The organism is Cupriavidus sp. YAF13 (genome assembly GCF_052113425.1).
Taxonomy (GTDB): Bacteria; Pseudomonadota; Gammaproteobacteria; order Burkholderiales; family Burkholderiaceae; genus Cupriavidus.
The window spans coordinates 251,333-269,795 of sequence record NZ_JBFRDD010000003.1; the positions used below are offsets into that span (position 1 = coordinate 251,333).

18 protein-coding genes are annotated in these 18,463 nt (G+C 64.6%); 11 read left to right on the forward strand and 7 right to left on the reverse strand.

Translation table 11 applies throughout. The features are described 5' to 3' along the window. Nucleotides 1–119: 119 nt before the first annotated feature. The 3 genes from AB4061_RS04575 to AB4061_RS04585 all read left to right on the forward strand — a co-directional run bounded on the left by AB4061_RS04575 (nt 120) and on the right by AB4061_RS04585 (nt 4,548). Complete coding sequence (locus AB4061_RS04575) at nt 120–2,609, forward strand: TonB-dependent siderophore receptor (RefSeq protein ID WP_441631299.1); 2,490 nt, start codon at nt 120–122, stop codon at nt 2,607–2,609. Between the two features lie 294 nt (nt 2,610–2,903). Then, entirely contained in the window at nt 2,904–3,956 is a 1,053-nt protein-coding gene (locus tag AB4061_RS04580; protein WP_441631301.1) for a porin, read from the forward strand. An 85-nt stretch (nt 3,957–4,041) separates the two neighbouring features. Beyond that, complete coding sequence (locus AB4061_RS04585; RefSeq protein ID WP_441631303.1) at nt 4,042–4,548, forward strand: GlcG/HbpS family heme-binding protein; 507 nt, start codon at nt 4,042–4,044, stop codon at nt 4,546–4,548. 73 nt (nt 4,549–4,621) lie between these two features. Here AB4061_RS04585 and AB4061_RS04590 read toward each other — a convergent pair whose 3' ends face one another. Then, a complete protein-coding gene (locus AB4061_RS04590; RefSeq protein ID WP_441631305.1) occupies nt 4,622–5,410 on the reverse strand; it encodes an alpha/beta fold hydrolase in 789 nt (262 codons plus the stop codon). 269 nt (nt 5,411–5,679) lie between these two features. Here AB4061_RS04590 and AB4061_RS04595 point away from each other — a divergent pair, with 269 nt between their 5' ends. The 3 genes from AB4061_RS04595 (at nt 5,680) to AB4061_RS04605 (ending at nt 8,611) form a co-directional block, all read left to right on the forward strand. Then, nucleotides 5,680–6,726, forward strand: coding sequence for a Bug family tripartite tricarboxylate transporter substrate binding protein (locus AB4061_RS04595; RefSeq protein ID WP_441631307.1), 1,047 nt, complete (start codon nt 5,680–5,682; stop codon nt 6,724–6,726). A gap of 32 nt (nt 6,727–6,758) precedes the next feature. Next, complete coding sequence (locus AB4061_RS04600; RefSeq protein ID WP_441631309.1) at nt 6,759–7,409, forward strand: c-type cytochrome; 651 nt, start codon at nt 6,759–6,761, stop codon at nt 7,407–7,409. 65 nt (nt 7,410–7,474) lie between these two features. After that, on the forward strand, nt 7,475–8,611 hold the full coding sequence (locus AB4061_RS04605) for an acetamidase/formamidase family protein (protein WP_441631311.1): 1,137 nt from the start codon (nt 7,475–7,477) through the stop codon (nt 8,609–8,611). Nucleotides 8,612–8,652: 41 nt separating this feature from the next. Here the strand turns inward: AB4061_RS04605 and AB4061_RS04610 are convergent, their stop codons facing one another. The 4 genes from AB4061_RS04610 to AB4061_RS04625 form a co-directional block, all read right to left on the reverse strand. Further along, nucleotides 8,653–9,516, reverse strand: coding sequence for a helix-turn-helix transcriptional regulator (locus AB4061_RS04610; RefSeq protein WP_441631313.1), 864 nt, complete (start codon nt 9,514–9,516; stop codon nt 8,653–8,655). A gap of 307 nt (nt 9,517–9,823) precedes the next feature. Beyond that, nucleotides 9,824–10,870, reverse strand: a complete 1,047-nt coding sequence (locus AB4061_RS04615) for an Ldh family oxidoreductase (RefSeq protein ID WP_441631315.1) — start codon at nt 10,868–10,870, stop codon at nt 9,824–9,826. Continuing rightward, a complete protein-coding gene (locus AB4061_RS04620; protein WP_441631317.1) occupies nt 10,867–11,760 on the reverse strand; it encodes an alpha/beta hydrolase in 894 nt (297 codons plus the stop codon). Before AB4061_RS04620 ends, AB4061_RS04615 begins: the two co-directional genes overlap by 4 nt. A gap of 180 nt (nt 11,761–11,940) precedes the next feature. After that, complete coding sequence (locus AB4061_RS04625; protein ID WP_441631319.1) at nt 11,941–12,333, reverse strand: DUF6331 family protein; 393 nt, start codon at nt 12,331–12,333, stop codon at nt 11,941–11,943. A 248-nt stretch (nt 12,334–12,581) separates the two neighbouring features. On the opposite strand from AB4061_RS04625, the gene AB4061_RS04630 reads away from it, so the two are divergent. Further along, nucleotides 12,582–12,977 carry a DUF1801 domain-containing protein gene (locus AB4061_RS04630; RefSeq protein WP_441631321.1) on the forward strand — a complete coding sequence of 132 codons (396 nt, stop codon included), beginning with the start codon at nt 12,582–12,584 and terminating at the stop codon, nt 12,975–12,977. 101 nt (nt 12,978–13,078) lie between these two features. On the opposite strand, the gene AB4061_RS04635 is transcribed toward AB4061_RS04630, so the two are convergent. Further along, entirely contained in the window at nt 13,079–13,489 is a 411-nt protein-coding gene (locus AB4061_RS04635; protein ID WP_441631475.1) for a hypothetical protein, read from the reverse strand. A gap of 296 nt (nt 13,490–13,785) precedes the next feature. On the opposite strand from AB4061_RS04635, the gene AB4061_RS04640 reads away from it, so the two are divergent. Together AB4061_RS04640 and AB4061_RS04645 are read left to right on the forward strand one after the other, a co-directional pair. Beyond that, nucleotides 13,786–14,217 (forward strand): CopG family transcriptional regulator, encoded by a 432-nt coding sequence (locus tag AB4061_RS04640; RefSeq protein ID WP_441631477.1) that lies wholly within the window; start codon nt 13,786–13,788, stop codon nt 14,215–14,217. A gap of 52 nt (nt 14,218–14,269) precedes the next feature. Then, on the forward strand, nt 14,270–15,376 hold the full coding sequence (locus AB4061_RS04645) for an extracellular catalytic domain type 1 short-chain-length polyhydroxyalkanoate depolymerase (protein ID WP_441631479.1): 1,107 nt from the start codon (nt 14,270–14,272) through the stop codon (nt 15,374–15,376). Between the two features lie 42 nt (nt 15,377–15,418). On the opposite strand, the gene AB4061_RS04650 is transcribed toward AB4061_RS04645, so the two are convergent. After that, a complete protein-coding gene (locus AB4061_RS04650; protein ID WP_183033095.1) occupies nt 15,419–16,306 on the reverse strand; it encodes a LysR family transcriptional regulator in 888 nt (295 codons plus the stop codon). Nucleotides 16,307–16,536: 230 nt separating this feature from the next. On the opposite strand from AB4061_RS04650, the gene AB4061_RS04655 reads away from it, so the two are divergent. Further along, nucleotides 16,537–17,538 (forward strand): ornithine cyclodeaminase family protein, encoded by a 1,002-nt coding sequence (locus AB4061_RS04655; RefSeq protein ID WP_441631324.1) that lies wholly within the window; start codon nt 16,537–16,539, stop codon nt 17,536–17,538. Beyond that, nucleotides 17,535–18,368: a phosphate/phosphite/phosphonate ABC transporter substrate-binding protein gene (locus AB4061_RS04660; RefSeq protein WP_441631326.1), complete on the forward strand. Its 834-nt coding sequence runs from the start codon at nt 17,535–17,537 to the stop codon at nt 18,366–18,368. Before AB4061_RS04655 ends, AB4061_RS04660 begins: the two co-directional genes overlap by 4 nt. Nucleotides 18,369–18,463: the final 95 nt, after the last annotated feature.

The following is an 18,463-nucleotide window of genomic DNA, read 5'->3' on the forward strand; positions in this document are numbered from 1 at the left end:
GGCTTGTCGCTAGCCCCAAGCCAAAAACGTAATGATTCGTATTCGTTATCACTTTCTCACTCGCAAGACGTGCTGAGAACCAACCCAATCTCAACTGAATCAACGGAAAAGAGCTTGTCATGACCAAACGTCACCCTCGCATCGCGCGACCTGCACAGCAGGCGGTGCGCCCCCATCCCGCCTTTGCCCTGAACCGCGCCACCGCTGCCGCCGTGCCGACGGTGCTGCTGCTGGGGCTGAGCGCGGGCGCCCTGGCCCTGGCCGCCACGCCGGCACTTGCACAAAGCACCGGCCAGGCAGTGGATGCCCGGAGCCGCTTCAACGTGCCGGCCGGCCCGCTGGGCGAGGCGCTCAATGCCTATGCCGCTGCGGCGGGTGTCGCACTGACCGTGGATGAGAGCCTGCTCCAAGGCAAGATCAGCCAGGGGCTGTCCGGCAGCTACAGCGTGCGCGAGGGCTTCACCGAACTGCTAGGCGGGTACGGACTGCAGGCAGTGCGCGAGGCCAACGGCCGCTACACGCTAAGCCGGACGGCCCAACCGACGCAAAGCCCAGCCGCAGAGAGYGGGGTGACGTTGCCGGTGGTGACGGTACAGGCGAGCTCAGCGATCGACGCCTACGCCGGCGGGCAGGTGGCGTCCGGCAGCCGCGTGGGGCTGCTGGGCGACAAGGATTTCATGGAAACGCCGTTTTCCACCATCAGCTATACGGACAAGTTCATCGAAGACCGGCAGGCCAAGGACATTACCGGCGTGATTGCCGCCACCGATCCCACGGTGTTCAGCAACGGCGTCACCGGCGCCTGGAGCGAGAACTACTCCATCCGCGGCTTCGCCTCCAACACCAGCGATATCTCCATCGGCGGCCTGTTCGGCATGGCGCCGTACTACCGCACCACCCCCGAAATGTTCGAGCGCATCGAGGTATTGAAAGGCCCATCGGCCCTGCTCAACGGCATGCCTCCGGGCGGCTCGGTAGGCGGCACCGTCAATCTGGTGCCCAAGCGCGCGGGCGATGAGCCGCTGACGCGACTGACGGCGACCTACATGTCCAACGCGCAGTTCGGCGGACATGTGGACCTTGGGCGGCGCTTTGGTGAGAACAAGCAGTTCGGCATCCGCTTCAATGGGGTCTATCGGGATGGAGAGGGGGCGGTCGACCGGCAGGAAAAGAAAACCCGGTTCGCGTCCCTCGGGCTGGACTGGCGGGGCGAGCGTGCTCGCGTCTCTGCCGACCTCTACAGCAGCGATGATCGCGTGGACGGCGTGACCCGAGGCATCAATCTGGCCCCCGGCGTGGCAGTGCCCAAGCCACCCAGGCCCGAAACCCTGCTGAACCCGGATTGGTCCTTCGTCAACACCAAGGACAAGGGTGTGATCGTCCGCGGCGAATTCGACGTGAGCGAACAACTGACGGCCTATGCAGCCTTCGGCACCAGCAAGACCAACTACAAGTACAACGGTGCCGTATCGGCGCAGGTGCTCAACGCGGCGGGCGACTTCCGAACCACCATGGGTCAACTGGCCTTCGATATTGAAAAGACATCGGGGGAAGTTGGATTGAAGGGCAAGTTCCGAACCGGCAGCGTCAAGCATCAATGGGCGTTAAACGTCACGCGCTACTCGGACACCGAAAGGGACTATGGCCGCAGATCGGTCCCGGGCGCGGACTGGACCACCAACATCTACAACCCGGTCTGGGGGCCAGCCGCCGGCATGCTTTGGCCGCCGACCCTCCACACGGAAACGCGCCTGACCAGCTACGGCGTAGCGGACACCCTGTCTTTTGCACAGGACAGGGTGCAACTGACGCTGGGCGTGCGTCACCAGGAAGCGCTCACCGATACCTTCAGCCTCACGACCGGGGCGCGCAGTGCCCGCTATGACGCAAGCGCCGTGACGCCTGCGGCCGCGCTGCTGGTCAAGGCCACTGACCATATATCCGTGTACGGCAATTATATTGAAGGGCTGAGCAAGGGCCAGACCGCGCCGGCAACAGCCGCCAATGCGGGAGAGCTGTTTCCGCCGGCCAAGACCAAGCAGAAGGAAGTGGGCCTCAAGCTCGACCTCGGCGAATTCGCCCACACGGTCAGCTTGTATGAAATCAAGCGGCCAAGCAGCTATACCGACATTTCCACCAACGTCTTTTCCTTTGGCGGAGAGCAGCGCAACCGGGGTGTCGAGTGGGGCTTCTTCGGCTCGCCGCTGCGCGGCGTGCGCTTGATGGGTGGCATCGCCTATGTGGACCCCAAGCTCACCAAGACCGCCGGTGGCGTCAACCAGGGCAAGCAGGCAACCGGGGTGCCCAAGCTGCAAGGCAAGCTGGGCGTGGAGTGGGACACCTCCACCGTGCCGGGCTTGACGCTGACCGCCAATGCGACCGCTGTATCCAAGCAATACATCAGCGCCGACAACTCGCTGTCGGTGCCGGGGTACACCGTGTATGACCTGGGCACACGCTATGCCACCAAGATCTCCAGCCATCCGCTGACCGTGCGGGCCAGTGTCTACAACGTGACCAACAAGGCCTATTGGGGAATGCCGCTGTTGTCCAGTCTGGCCCTGGGCGCCCCGCGCACCTTCATGCTCTCGGCCACAATGGACTTCTGAAGCCAATCATCACCGCCGGCGTCTTGTCGACGGCTCCTTCTTGCTGCGACAAAGCCCTCCATTGCCTTGCCGAATCCGCCAGTGCTTGTCGCGGACTTCCACATCTGCCTTCCGCATCTTGCTCGTGGGCCTGCGCTCCTGACCCACCGGGCCACGCATTCCGGACACCTTTCCAAGTGACGGGATGATTGGGTTAGCGCCCCCCCGGCGCGAACCCATACCCTTGCTGCGCACGGTGCAAGGACCGTGCAAGAACCATATCGTCAAACAGGACGGAACAGCGAGGAGAAACGCATGAAAAGAATGGGAACACTCTTGGTAGTGGCGGTGGCAACGATGCCGGGCATAGCGGCGGCACAATCGGGGGTAACCATCTATGGCGTAGCCGATCTCTACACCGAATATGTCAAGTCCGGGGCAAATCATGCCGCGCGGCTCGAGGACGGCGGGCTGTATCAATCGCGGTGGGGCTTGCGGGGCAAGGAGGAACTGGCGCCGGGACTGTCCACGGTATTCACGCTGGAGACTGGACTTGCACTGGACAGTGGCACCGCCCAGCAGGGAGGACGCCTGTTTGGCCGCCAGGCCTGGGTCGGCCTGAGCAGCAACAACTGGGGCGCGCTGACGTTTGGCCGGCAGAACACGCCGATCTACTACATCGAGGGGCAGGCGTCGGCCTTTGGCTTCTCGCCGTATGGCCCGCTCGGTCGCCTGCAGAACGGCGGCCCCGCGGGCAGCAGCCTGACCGCGCGCGCGGACAATTCCATTCGGTACGAGAGTCCCGAACTTGGCGGGCTGCAGGGCAGTGCGATCTACTCATTCGGCGCCGAGCGGACCAGCGCGCCACGCGATGCCGACCGGCTGGCAGCCTTGGCGCTAACCTATGCACGCGGACCGCTCTGGCTGGGCCTTGCCTATGAACGTACCTACAGCATCAACGCGGTAGCGAATGGCGACCGCGACGAGCGCGCGATCGGCGCCACGTATGAATTCCCGTGGGTGAAGGTGTTCGCCAATGTCCGCCAGGCCACACGATGGGTGCCAGGCCAGGCGACGCTGAAGGACCGCGGTTTCCATGTCGGCACGACTATTCCCGTGGGAGGCGCCGGACTGGTGCTGGTGGCATATGGCATGCAGCAATCGGTCGGCACGCCGAATCGTGGCCAGCAGATGTCGATCGGCTATCAGTACTCGCTGTCCAAGCGTACAACGCTCTATGCCAACGCCAGTAAGATCTGGAACACGAACGGGGCCAACTACACGTTTTCGAACCTCCCCAATGAGGTCACGGCAAGCAGCGTGTCCAACCCGCGCGGGGTCATGATGGGCATGCGCCATCTATTCTGATGTGCGCACGTCAGCGTACGCCACCCGGTCGCCATCGTCGGCCAGAGGCCGGTGCGTCGTAATCTCGTCATGCATAGGAGGATCCATGAAACGCTCTACCTTCGTAGTGGCCTTCGGGCTGCATCTGTTCTGCGCGTCGATCGCATCCGCGGCCGTCGTACAGGTGCAGACCCTTGGCGCGGACACCGCGGTGCGGCTGACCGATGCCGCCAAACGGTTTGCCGAGGACCGAAAACTTGCCGTCAGCATCGTCGTGGTCGACGTTTCCGGCCACTTTCTCAGCGGCGTGAGAATGGATGGCGCCCCGTTTGCGACCTTTGATGTCGCGCGCGGCAAGGCCATCGCTTCGGCGGCAACGGGAGGCGCGTCCGGCGCCGAACTCGTGAAGCGCTATCAGGCCAATCCCATCGTCTTTGGCCAGATGAGTTCGCTGGTGTATGGCGGCCCCGTCTTTCCGTCGCAGGGTTCACTGGGCATCTACGTCGGTGGCCGCCTGGTCGGGGCCGTCGGCGTCAGCGGGGGGCCATCGGACATGGACGAGGAGATCGGGCGCCGCGGCGTGGTCGCGATCGGTGCGGCCGAGGCGCCCTGAGTGGCGTATGGGCTATGGTGGTGCCTGCTGGTGGTCGACACCGGCAGGCGCTCCGCATTGGCACTTCAGGATGTCAGCGTTCGCTGCGGGCCTGGATGTCCGTCAGGAAGCGCTCGATCCGCGTGATGAGGTCCACCGGTGTCTCGTCCATCGGATAGTGTCCCGCGTTGCGGATCACGTCGATGGCCAGGTCGCGGAATGCTTTGCCGTACGTCTGCTCCATGACGTCAGCAGTCAGCGACGGGTCGTGCTCACCAACCAGCAGCAGTGTGGGAACACGGATGCCGGCAATTTCAGCAGAGAAATCGGTGTCGGCCCATGCCCGGAAGTAGGCGGCGAACGCGTCGGCATCGGCATGCAGCGTCGAGGCTTGAACCAATTTTTCCACCCAGTACCGGCTCAGGCGTTTGCCCGTGGCATTGTCCACGATAGCAATTCTTGCCGCTAAATCGTCAGCGGCACGTTCGAACAGCGAGCGTGTCGGCTCGTCGAACGGCACGCGCGTCGGCGGCACAGGCGTGACGCCGACCATGGCCTTGACACGTGCGGGGGCCAGCATGGCGACAGCCTGCATGGCCTTTCCTCCCATGGAGTGTCCGATCAGCGAGAAACGTTGCCATCCCAATTCGTCACCAAGCGCCAGCACGTCGGCGGCGATCTCCTGCATGTCGAATCTGCCCTGGATCCCTCGCCGGGCACCATAGCCTCGATAGTCGATGAAGGCGTAGGTGAAGCGGTCACCGTCGAGCACGTCCACAACAGGCCCCCATCCACGCGCATGGCCAAACCAGCCGTGCAAGGCGATGACATGGTGTGGGCCGTTGCCGATGGTGACCACGGTGCCGTTTTGCTGGTAATGCATTGGTTTTCTCCGGTCGTCGATGTTTCGCCGCATATTGCACGACGAACCGCGGCGTCGGCGGAGCCCCTGTCAAGTTCTTGGACAATCCGGTAAGTAGACGCCGCGCGGCATCAGGCGATCGTTTGCCGGCATACCGATACCGCAGAACGGAGGACGTATTGGTAAACGGCTCCCCAAATGGGCAAGCGTCTTGTTTCCAGATCCGTAGAGTGTGAGCCTGGGCTGACCCGATCGCCCACGCCTCGCGATTCACCAGGAGACAAGAGTCAATGCAAAGCCGGAAGCGTCCATCGTTCCTCACCGCCCCTCAGCGGGTGGCCACATTTGCCGCCATCACTGCGGCCATCAGCGCCGCACTGGCCGTGGCACTCGCAGGCCTGCGGCCCGGAGCCGCCAACGCAGCGGAAGCGGACACAAGCACACAGGCCAATTGGAAGCCTTCGAAGCCTATCGTCTTCATCGTGCCGTTCCCGCCGGCAGGCATCAACGATGTACTGGCCAGGGCCGTGGCGCAACGCCTGTCGAAGGCGCTGGGACAACCTGTCGTGGTGGAGAACCGACCGGGCGCCAGCGGCAATATCGGCGCGGAGGCGCTCGTGCGCGCGGCGCCGGACGGCCATACGATCGGCATCCTGAACAGCATCCACGCGGTCAACGCCGCTTTCTACCGCAAGCTGCCCTACGACGTGACGCGCGACGTGGTACCCGTGGCGCCACTGGGCGAGTCGCCGCTTGTACTGGTTACGAATCCGCAGACGCCATACAAGTCCGTCACCGAACTGATTGCCTACGCCAAGGCGAATCCTGGCAAGGTCAACTACGGTGGCCCGACCAGCTATCCACTCGAAATGATCAAGACGATGGCCGGTGTCGACATCACCAATATCCCCTACAAGGGCAGCGGCCCAACGATCAACGATATGATCGCCGGACACATCGACCTGGCGACGGGCCCGCTGCTGGAGTACATGCCCCATGTGAACGCCGGCAAGCTGAGGCTGCTGGCCGTCGGTACCGCGAGCCGGCTCCAGGGCCTGCCCAACGTGCCGACGGTGGCCGAGAGCATTCCCGGGTACGACATTACCGTCTGGTATGGCGTGTTCGCCCCCAAGGGCACGCCGGCGCCGGTGACCGAGCGGCTGCGCAGCGAGGTCCGCGCCATCATGAACGATGCCGAGATCCGCGCCAGGCTGGCCGGCCTGAGCATTGACACCGCCTTCAGCCAGACCGGCGTGACCGGCCTGACCAGCCGTCTGAGCAGCGAAACGCGGCGCGCGCACCAGATCGTCACCAAGACCGGCGGCTACCTGAACTAGATCGGGCATTGCCTTGTTGTGAGGATTCCAACGTGAAACATCCCATGGAGCGCCGCCGGCTGTCTGCCCGCTTGCTCGCGTTGTGCACGCTGGCCGTGCCTGCGCTGGCGCAGCCCGCATCGGAGGCAGGCGAAGCGCGGCCCGCGCGGCTGATCGTCGAGCAAGTCTGCGCGGCATGCCACGGCAATACCGGCCAGAGCACGCAGAAGGAATACCCCAGCCTGGCGGGTCAGAACGAAGACTACCTGTTCAAGCAGTTGAGGCAGTTCAAGGCCGGAGCCGGCGAGCCGGCACTGCGCCAGGACGCCACGATGGCTGCCGTGGTGCAAAGCATGAGCGAAATGGAGATGCGCGAAGTGGCTCGCTACTTTAGCCGCCAGGCACCCGCGCGCGGACAGGCCGCCCTGCCGCACTTGGTCGGGGCTGGCATGGCCATCTATTGGAAGGGCAATTCGTCCAATCACCTGCCGGCCTGTGTGACATGCCATCGGCCAAATGGGGAAGGCATCGCGCCCGACTTTCCGCGCATTGCCGGCCAGCAGCCGGAATACGTGGCCAGGCAGCTCCACGCGTGGAAATCCGGCACGCGTGGCGGTCCCGGCAAGCTGATGAGCCTGCTTGTGCCGTTGATGACGGACGAAGAGATCCTCGCAGTTGCGCAGTACGTCGCGCAACTGCGCTGATGTGCTGCATCTTGCCGTCCAGCGCAGTGGTGCCGCCGACGGCCCAATCAAAAGGAACAAAAACGATGATGATCGACAGGAGACATTGGCTGAAGGCTGCAGGTGCCCTCGGCCTGGGAGCCGCATCGCTGCGGGCAGCAGCGCAGGCGACGTCGGGGCCGGGCGCACCGGTTGCCGAACCGGGTGCAGTTCCACTCCCCGCAATCAAACCGGGCAAGATCCACCGCATCGAGTCCGCTACGGACACCGTGCACGTCGGCATTCTCGACCCCAAGGCAGCGCCGGCCGCCAGCATCGAGTCGGGCGATCTCGTGATGTATCCCAATACCTGGGTTAACTGGGCCAACGGCGCCTCGTACGGCATGAGCTACGAGGATCGCGAACCCGTGCGCAAGCGATTTCCGCAAGGGCCATACTCGAACGTCGGGCCCGTGGAACTACGCGGGGCGATGCCCGGCGACGTGGTGGAGTGCCGGATGGTCAAGTTGCGTCCGATCGGCTGGGGATGGAACTCCGCACCCAAAGGGGTCGGTGCACTGCCTAACGACTTTCCAAAGCCGTACCTGCGCTATTTCAAATTCGACGAGAGCCGGCAGTACACCGAGTTCGCGCCGGGCATCCGCATCAAGCTGGCGCCGTTCCAGGGCGTGATGGCGGTGCAGCCCGCCGGCGACGAACCGGTCAGCGCTATCCTCAGCGGCCGGTATGGCGGCAATCTCGTGTTGCGCGAGCTGGTCGAGGGTACGTCGCTGTTCCTGCCGGTCCAACGGCCGGGCGCGATGATCTGGACAGGCGATTCGCATGCCGCCCAAGGCGACGGTGTGGTCAATCAGACCGCCATCGAAACCGCGATGGAGGACATGCAGATCCAGTATTTCCTGCACAAGCAGCGGCCCTTGTCCTTGCCGATGGCTGAGACGCCCAGCCACTGGATCATTCTTGGCTTCGGCAACAATCTCGACGAGGCGCTGGTCGCCTGCCTGCGGCAGATGCTCAACTGGGTGAGTGCTGCGACCGGCATGGATCCTCAGGACGTGTACTCGCTCGCTAGCATTACCTCGGGATTCCGCATCACCCAGTACTCCAACCAGACGGCCAGCAACTACACGTCGATCCCGGCCAAGACTGTGCACGGCATGCTGCCCAAGGCGGTATTCGACGCGGTGATCCAGGACAAGCTGTCGCGCTCGCTGCGCGGTTGACGGCAGTTGACGGTAATGGGCGCCGGGCGGCGTCGGGCGCCTCAGTCGCCGTGTGCGCCGCCCGGCATGCCGATGCGGCGAAACTCCGACGGGCTAAGCCCCAAGTGTTGGACGAAAAAGCGCGTGAAGTGTCCTTGCGCGCTGAATCCGAGTTGGTCTGCTACGTCCCCGATGCTGGCATGCCGTTCTGCCAGCAGCCGTGTGGCGATGCCGATCCGGATCCAGTCGAGGTATTGCTGCGGCGAAATGCCCATGCACGCCTTGAATTGGTGGAAGAGCCGGCTGCGGGACATGCCCACCGCGCTGGCGACCGTCTCCACGTTGGGATTTTCCCCCGCGTGGCTGCGTATGTACTCGGTCGCGCGCTTGATCCGATAGTCCAGCGGCCTGGTGTTTGCCAGCACTTCGGTCATGGACCGCCGCTGAAGATGGCAGGCCGACACCCTGCGTGCCAGTTCCGCGACGGCGGCCTCGCAATCTACCGAGCCAATCGCCGAATCGTCAGCCAGGTCCCGGGCCAGGCAGGTACCCAACTCTGTCAATGATGCGACGGTATCCGCATCCATGCGCACCAGCGTTTTGCCAAAGCGCAGGCCGCTGGCAGGATTGTCGACGCCGAGCGTGCGTCCTAGCCATTCCGGCTCCAGCAGCAAGGCGAGTAGCAGCGAGGGCGAGCCCTCCTTGGCGCTCTTCGCATGCGTCGACCAGGGATTGATCAGCAGTGCGCAGCCGTCGGTCAGCGTCTGCGCGTGGCCGTCGATCTTGAATGTCGCATCTGTGCCGCCAAACTTGAAGATCAGATGGAACTCCGCATGGGCATGCGCGACGAGCGGCCCCGATATCCGATGGAGGGTGGCACGGCCGAAGCTGCCGTGGACGATGCGTAGCTGGCGGTCATTTGCCATTCAGGGTGTCTCCTCATCAATGTCTTGGGGGAATCGTGCGCACGCGCGGCAGGCCGTGGAGTCAGGCCTCGCCTTGCGCCAACCTAGTGCTCGACCAAAACACGCCGACAAGCCACTCGATCCCCCAGTCTTGCAAACGTTTGCAATGAGTTGGAATTATGTCATCTGTCTGGCAGTCGTCAAGGGGGGAGAAGTCTCTGTTGATTTGGCCAAAAGTGAGGCAAGGGCTACACGGAGACGAAGGGAAGGGGACTGTCGATGATCCAAGCGTCGAATACGCGCATTTGAATGTGACCTCCCGGGCATGCTACTCCCAAGGAACGTGAATGCCCGCCTGGCTGGCAAGTTCCTCCAGCGCGGCAGCAGTGACAGCCGCCAAGGCAATCCCGCTCACGCCCCGCTCCCGGGATTCGGCGTAGCCGCGTTCCCCCGGCAGCCGAGGAGGGCCTTCGATAGACGCCGGCAGATTGTGGATGGCCTGCGCGAGCTCGGTCAGCTGCGCTTGAAACATGGAGGGGTCCAGCACCTGAGCGATATCGATCACGAGCATCCACGCGTTCTGCGTGTGGCGATGAACGGCAGGGGAAGCCAGCAGCGCGGGTGCCAGGATCGGATGGTTGGTCAGCAGGCTGCAGGCGATCTCGGCCATCAGCGCGAGGCCCGAGCCTTTCGGGCCGCCCAGTGGCAGCGGCGTTGCCGCCTGATGGGCGTCCGTGGTGGGGTTACCCATGGCATCGATGGCCCAGCCCGGCTCGAGCGGCCGGCCGGCTGCCCGAGCCTGCATCAGTTTGCCGAAGGCAACCGCGCCCGAAGCCATGTCGAACACGATCGGCTCGCTGAGGCCAGGGCAGGCCATGGACAGCGGAGCCGTCGAGACGCCTGCTACCGAGGCGCCATGGTAGGCCATCAACGGTCCCGACGCGGCCATCGCCATGGCAAACATGCCCGCACTGGCCACATGAGCGGTGTGAAAGCCGAGCGCGCCGGTATGCGTTGTCTGCCGCAAGAGCACCAGGCTGGCCCCGGCCTGGCGCGCAGCGGCAATGGCTTGCCCGGCGGCAATGCGCATGCCCAGCGCGCCGGCGCAGCGATCCCCCTCGACCACGGTCAGCGCTGGCAGGCTGAGCACCGGGCGCGGTTGTGCCCGGCCATTCATGTCGCCCGAGGCCAGCCACGCAATGTACTGCGGGATGCGCGCTACCCCATGTCCGGGAGAACCACGCAGGTCAGCCCACACCAGGCACTGCGCCACCAGTGAGGCGCCAGGTTCGTGCAGTCCTGCCGAGGCAAGTAGCGCCTGCGCGAAGGTCTGCAGCCGGGCTGCACTGATCATCGTCGAGGGGCGCGCGGTCATGCGGCCCCCGATGGCGCCTGGCGGACCGGGAAGAACTTGACCAGCCAGTCCGTGACCAGGTTCAGGACAGCCCGGTTGTCGTCGGAGAAGATGAAATGATCGATCTCCGAGAGCAGGTGCAGTTCGGCCGGCATCCTGGCGTTGCGGAACAGCTCGATCGACTGGTCCGTCGGGGTGACCGAATCGTCCGCCGGATGCAGCAGCAGGAGCGGACGCGGGGCAATGTCACCGACCACTGCGTTCGGCCGAAAGCCCAGCATGCTTTCGACCACCTCGAACGGGAACGCCATGAAGCTTCCCGCAGGCAGATTGCTGCGCATCGCGGGGGGGATCGGCACGATGTCAAAGCGCGAGACCTGCATCGACTGGCCCATGGCCAATCGGGCACGGCCTTCTTCCACCATTGCCTCGAAGCGCTGCCATTCGCCCGGCCCGGCATGTTGCTGACGCAGCTTTACTTCCCCATCGCCCCAACCGGCCGATGAGATGCAGGCCCCGATGCGAGGGTCAACGCCAGCCGCATAGACCGCCACGGCCGCGCCGAAGCTGTGGCCCATCACGGCAATCTTGGCTGGCTCCACCTCGGAAAGGCTCTGCAAGTAGCTGACCGCGTTGCGCGTGTCGCGCACTTGGTCCTCGCACAGTACCTTGCCGCGCTCGCCTTCGCTGTTACCGCAGCCCCGCATGTCGAAGCGCAGGACCACATAACCCAGCGAAGAAAACAGGCGCGTCGCCAGCTGCACCATACCGTCATCCTTGTTGCTGCCGAACCCATGCAGCACGGCGATGGCGGGACGTCGCTCGCCGCCGGCAAGATTTGGGGGCAAATGCAGGGATCCGGCCAGGCGGAGCCCGTCGGAGTCAAATGTTACATCCGTGTGCACGCTCATTTCTCCAGGTTTAGTGACACACGATGTTCTACGAAATCCGCGGTTCTATGACTGCCCAAGAATCCACTGACTTACCCGATCGTCCGCTGACTTTGATGATGGGCGCGATTTGCGTGTCCGTCAGCACGGCGCACGATCGCGCGCAGCGGATGGGCTGCGGGAACGAAATCAGCCAGCCGCTCAGGCCTTCGCGTCCCGCGCGCCGGACGCAAGGCAGGCAGCGATGTGGTCGATCAGCGCGAGCAAGACTTGCCTGTCGAAATAGTTGTTCATCCTGTGGCTAAGGAACGCGTCGCCGGCGGAGCTGGCGACGCGTTCTCTCACCTGTGCAATCCGCTCGGCAAGATCGGGGAGGCCGGTTTGCGTCGCAGCCCGGGCAATGGCATCGGGCCAGAAACCATATGCGTCAATGCCGCAACAGCCCGCGACGCATTCCGTTTCGAGCCAGTCAAGCAAGGGCAGGATAGGGGCGAGCCACTCGTCGATGTCCACCGCGTCGTGGTACTTCCCTTCCAGGTCGATGAACGGAATCCATTTGTCTTCGCCGATGCTGATGTCGCCTTGATTTGCCATTTCCTTCGCGTGTGCCAGTAAGGGGAGAGTCGGCAAAGTGTAGCCGAGCGCCGCGCGCCAGGACCGGCTGACAAAACCATGTCACCATGTCTCCACGCCCCCGTAGGGTCGGCAACGATCATGCAGGATGCACAACCAACGGGGTATGGTAAATTCAAGGCCGCCTATTCAGGCGCGGTACCGCTCACGCGACGGCGAGCCGGCTATGCAAGCCAGATGGTGAAACAGCCGAATCAGGTGCAATCCCTATGAAAAAGATCGCAACGACCCAGGACGAATCCCCTTTGCGGCTGATCGACGCCAGGATCCAGGAACTGGACGACTGGCGGGGCAAGACGCTCTCCCATGTCCGCGCTCTCATCAAGCAGGCTGACCCTGAGGTGGCCGAGGAGTGGAAGTGGAGAGGCGTTCCGGTTTGGTCTCACGATGGACTGATCTGCACCGGCGAGACCTACAAGAGCGTTGTGAAGCTGACTTTCGCCAAGGGCGCTTCGCTCGATGACCCTTCAGGACTATTCAACGCCAGCCTGGAAGGCAACACGCGGCGCGCTATCGATTTGCATGAGGGTGACGAGATGGATGAGGATGCCTTCAAGACGCTCATACGCGCCGCTGCAGCCCTGAACAGGTCATCGGCCCGATAGCCGGATCCGGTGCCACATGCGCTGGCGCCCATCCTGGCCGTTGCAGCTACCACGGCCAGCTGCCACGGCCAGCTAGCACAGCCAGCTAGCACAGCCAGCAACTACGGCCGCTTGTCCCCTGCCGGGCTGGCAGGGCGCTGCGCTGGCAGCTTGCCGAGGATGCAATCCACCGCGCGCGTATCCGATTTGCCTTGCCCGAGCGCGCCGACGACCGAATCGCGATACTGCGCCGGCGTGATGCGCCGGTAGTAAAGCCGGGAGGTCTGGTCGAGCCAGTACACGTAGTCGCTGTTGTTCTGGCCACCGTCGGTGCGTAGCCAATCGCTGATGTTGTTGTTTCCGATCATCATGTTCGGGCAGCCTCGCTGCACGCTGTCGAGGTAGGCATTGAAGCCTTTTGCCTCGTAGTTGCGCACCGAGTCTGGCGCGCAGGCGCATAGCGCCAGGGCTGCGCAAGCGCAGGCAAGCCAGGATGCCACCCGGCGATGCCGTAGGCTGCTGCGTGTTGTCATTGCGGGGGCTGGCATATCGCTCCTATGTCCTCTCGATCAATCGATCCCTGGTTCTCTGTTTCTGTGTGCGTGAAGCCACACCCAAGGATAGAGCGGATCCCCCGGCACCTTGCCGCGCGGCGAAAAATTTCATGGGCCGCCTGTAAAGGCTTGCATGCCAGGGCGGGCAATTCCGCCGGATATCGTAGGCTGCACTTCCATGTGCGATTGCAGCAAAAATCTGCAATCGTACTTGAATAATAGGCCGTTCCATCCTATAACCATCCCATTGGATGGTATTTGGATGGTAAATGACGATGGATGAGCGGCAAAAGGCACTTGTGGCGCAACCCCGCCCTAAAGGCGGCGAGACCGAGAAGATCACGATCAATCTCGGCCCGGTCGATCTCGGCCAGATCGACCTGCTGGTCGAGGAAGGCTTTTACTCAAACCGCACCGACCTGATCCGCACCGCGATCCGCAACCAGCTTGCGATCCACGCGCAGGCCGTCAGCGAGACCGTGACGCGGCGCGCGCTGGTGCTCGGCCTGCAGCATTTCTCCCGCCAGGACCTGGAGGCAGCGCAAGCCGCGCACCAGCGCCTGGATATCCATGTGCTGGGACTGGCCAGCATCGCATCCGATGTCACGCCCGAGCTTGCCCTGGCCACGATCGAGTCGATCGTGGTGCTGGGCGCTTTCCACGCCTCCGCCGCCGTCAAGGCCGCGCTGGCCGGCCGCATCCGCTAAGCCGCCAGGCAACGGAAAGCCCAACGCCAAAGGCACATAGAAGGACACCATGATGAAGAGGAACGAAGAATTTCTGGCTTCCATGCAGGAAGCCATGGCGCTGCTGCGCACCGCGGGGCCGCTGGAAGCCACCGAGGTCATTGCGCGCGCGTTGCGCGGCAACGGCGCAGTGCCCGCAGTCCCCAATCCCGGCTTCCAGCCTGCGCAAGTTGTCGAGGCGCTGCTGCCACGCCAGGCGCAGGAGAGTGCTGCGCAAGCGCGCGAAGGCCGCGCGCACCCTGCGGATGCGCCGCAACCCGGCGTGCAGGACACCGGCCACTTCACCACCAGGCGCCATGCCGGACACGCCGGCCAGCGTGCCTACAAGGTCTACGTGCCCGCCGGCTTCGAGGGCAAGCGCCTGCCGCTGGTGGTGATGCTGCACGGCTGCACGCAGGACGCCGACGATTTCGCGGCGGGTACCCGCATGAATGCGCTGGCGAAGCAGCACGGTTTCGTGGTTGCTTATCCCATCCAGCCCGTGACGGCGAACCCGTCCAGGTGCTGGAGCTGGTTCAAGCCGGGCGACCAGCAGCGCGAGCAGGGCGAGCCGTCGCTGATCGCGGGCATCACGCGGGACGTCATGGCCAGCCATCCGGTCGATCCCGATCGCGTGTACGTGGCCGGCTTGTCCGCTGGCGGCGCCATGGCCGCCGTGATGGTGCATGCTTATCCCGACCTGTATGCCGCGGCGGGGATTCACTCCGGCTTGCCGTATGCCAGCGCGCATGACTTGCCGTCGGCGCTGGCCGCGATGCAGGGCGGCCAGCTGGCGGGCCAGCACATGGCGAAAGCGCAAGCCGCGCCGTTGCGGCCGCTGATCGTCTTCCAGGGAGACGCGGATACAACGGTGCATGTGTCCAACGCCGACCGGCTGCTGCGGGAATTCCAGCATGACGGTGAGCAGGACAGCCAGCGCCGGAGCAGGCAGAACGGGCGCGCCTTCACGCGCCGTCAATTGAAGTCGCGCGATGGCGTTGACGCCGAGTATTGGCTGCTACATGGCGCGCCGCACGCGTGGGCGGGTGGCAGTACGCACGGCTCGTACACCGATGCGAGCGGGCCCGATGCCAGCGCGGAGATGGTGCGGTTTTTCCTGGCGCATCCGCTGAAGAGGTAAGCGGGCGGCACGGGTGCGCCGACCTGATTGCCCCTGCATGCCTCAAGCCTTCATCCGCGCCACCAGTTCCTGCGCAAACTCCAGCGACAGCCGTGACAGCGGCTCGGACTGGACATTGAAGATCTGGACCGAGGCATTGACCTTGGTCCGGATCGGAATCGCCACGATATTGGGCCACGCCTGCCCGAACACCGTCATGGCATCGACCAGCGCGATGCCGGCCCCGGCCTGTGCCAGCGCGCGCGCTACGTGCGCCTGCTCCACTTCGATGCGCATATCGAGGTCATCGAAGCCGCTGCCAAACATTTCCCGCACCAGCAAGCCGAACGGCACATCCGCGCCGTAGCCGATCAATGGCTCCCCGGCGAGTTCCGCCGGGCGCACGTAGCTGCGCCCGCTCAAAGGGTGCCCCGCGGGCACCAGCGCCACCATCGGGTTCTTCACCAGCAGCCGGGATTCCAGGTTGGGATGCGCCAACGGCATGTTGGACACGGCCAGCTCGGCCTGGCCGGAGAGCAGGGCGCGCAGCATGTTGCCCGGGATCTGCGTGCGCACGACGATGCGCACGGCCGGATGCGCGGCGCGAAACGAGGCGATGGCGCGGGGCAGCACCGTCTGCCCGAGATTCGGGCTGCATGAAATGCGCAGGCTGCCCGTGCGGTTGGTCGCGAGGTCTTCTGCGATCTCGTTCACGCGCTCGATCCCCTCATACACCACATTGACCTCGCCCAGCAGCCGCCTGGCTTCCGGCGTTGGATGCAGGCGGCCCTTCACGCGGCGGAACAGTTCCAGCCCCAGGCGCTGCTCGGTGTGCGACATCAGCCGGCTGATGGCGGGCTGCGACACATACAGGAGCTTGGACGCACCGCTGATCGAGCCCGTGAGCATCACGGCACGGAACACTTCGATCTGCCGGAGGTTCATTTTCATGATTTCAACCTATTAACCTGATGTTAAGTTGCGCGGATATATAAGCATATGACAGTAAGGATGCTGCTGCCTACACTGGGTCCTGGCAGCGCGCCTGCCCACGCGCACCAAGGCGGCGCCAGGCGCATTCGGCGCCGGCACCGCGATGGGGATGCATGGCCCATCGCGGGGCATCTTGATGCATGCCGGTGCATCGCCCCAACGTCCACTGCGGGAGACAAGGAAAACACATGAGCGACATCCATCTGACTTACATCAACGGCCGTGACATTGCGAAGCTCGCCATGACCGACAAGGAAATCCTCGACGCGGTCGAGCAGGGCCTGCTGGYGCAAGGCAACAAGCAGACGGTGATCGAGCCGCGCGTGCACCTGATTCCAGACCCGGCATTCAATGGCCACTTCAATGTGCTGCGGGGCTATGTGGCGCCGCTGGGGCTGGCCGGCGTGAAGATCGTCGGCGACTATGTCGACAACTACAAGCTGGGCCTGCCGTCGGAGATGGCCATGCTCAACCTGTTCGACCCCCGCACCGGCATGCCGGTGGCGATGATCGACGCGACCTTCATCACCGATGCGCGCACCGGCGCGGTGACCGCGCTGGGCGCTCGCCACCTGGCACGGCGCAACAGCAAGGTGCTTGGCCATATCGGCGCGCGCGGCACGTCGTACTGGAACGTGCGCCTGCTCGACAGCCTCTTCGACTTCGACGAGATCCGGGTGCATTCACGCCGCCCCGAAAGCCGCGATGCGTTCGCCGCGCGGCTGGAGAAGGATCTTGGCAAGAAGATCATCGTCACGCCGGACTGGGAGTCGTGTGTGCGGGGCGCCGACATCGTGGTCGAGGCGTCGCGGCTGGACAAGCCCACGCCGCTGCTCAAGACCGAGTGGATCAAGCCGGGCGCGTTCGTGGTGCCGTATGGGACCATGAGCGCGGTGGAGCTGTCGCTGACCGACATCATGAGCAAGCTGGTGGTGGACGACTGGACGCAGTGCAAGGGCGGCATGTTCGGCTCGCTGCGCGCGCATGTGGAGGCGGGCAAGTTGTCCGCGCAGACGCTGCACGCGGAGCTTGGCGACATCGTCGCGGGCCGCAAGCCGGGCCGCCAGAGCGACGACGAGACCAACCTGTTCTGGCACCGAGGCCTGTCGCTGAGCGATATCGCGCTTGGCCACGCCATCATGAAGAAGGCCGAGCGCATGGGCATTGGCCAGCAGCTCGTCTACGCATGATCGCCAACGCGCGCATGTATGCGGTGGCCGCGCCGGTGGCCCAGGCGTGGCGTGCGCTGTTTGCCTACGTGGGCGAGCGGGCCGGCGTGGCGTGGACCTATGTCGAGCATGCCGCGCCGGCGCCGGTCAGCGCGCTGTGGGCGCGGCCGGACTGCGGCTGCGTCTTCATGTGCGGGTTCCCGTTTGTCAGCGCGGGAAGCCGGCATCGCCTGCTGGCCGCGCCGGTGCCATCGCTGCCGCGCTATGGGGACCGGCCAGAGTACTTCACCGAGTTCATCGTGCGCGCCGATGCGGCGTTCGCCACGCTGGAGCCGGCCTTTGGTGGCCGGCTGGCTTGCATGTTGCCGGAATCGAATTCCGGCTTCAACGCGCCGCGGCACTACCTGATGGCAAAGGCTGCCGCCGGCGCCGCCACGCTGTTCCGGCCAACGGCGGCGCCAACCCCCACGCCACGCCAGGTGATCGACGCGGTGATCGGCGGCGATGCCGAGGTTGGCGTGGTCGACAGCTATGTGCTGGACCTGCTGCGCATGCATGTCCCTGAGCTGATGGCGAAGGTGCGCAGCGTGGCGGTGACGCCGGCGTCTCCGATCCCGCCGCTGGTGGCCGCGCCGCAGGCCGGCGACGCCGCCGTGGCGCGCGTGCGCGCCGTGCTGCTGGACCTGCATCGCGACCCGGCTTGCGCGGGCTGGCTCGCGCAACTGCGGCTGGCGCGCTTTGCTTGCGTCGCCGCGCAGGACTATGACGTGCTGGCGCGCTACGCCAGCGAAGCCGACCATGCGGGCTTTGCGCTGACCGGCACCTTTGACGCCAGGGCGCACCGTCCATGACCGCCACGGCAGCGAGCGCGGCTTGCGCGCGGCCTGACCATGCCGGGAGCCCGTTTTTGTGATTTCCTGATAGTCCGACTGACGTGGAGAATTGT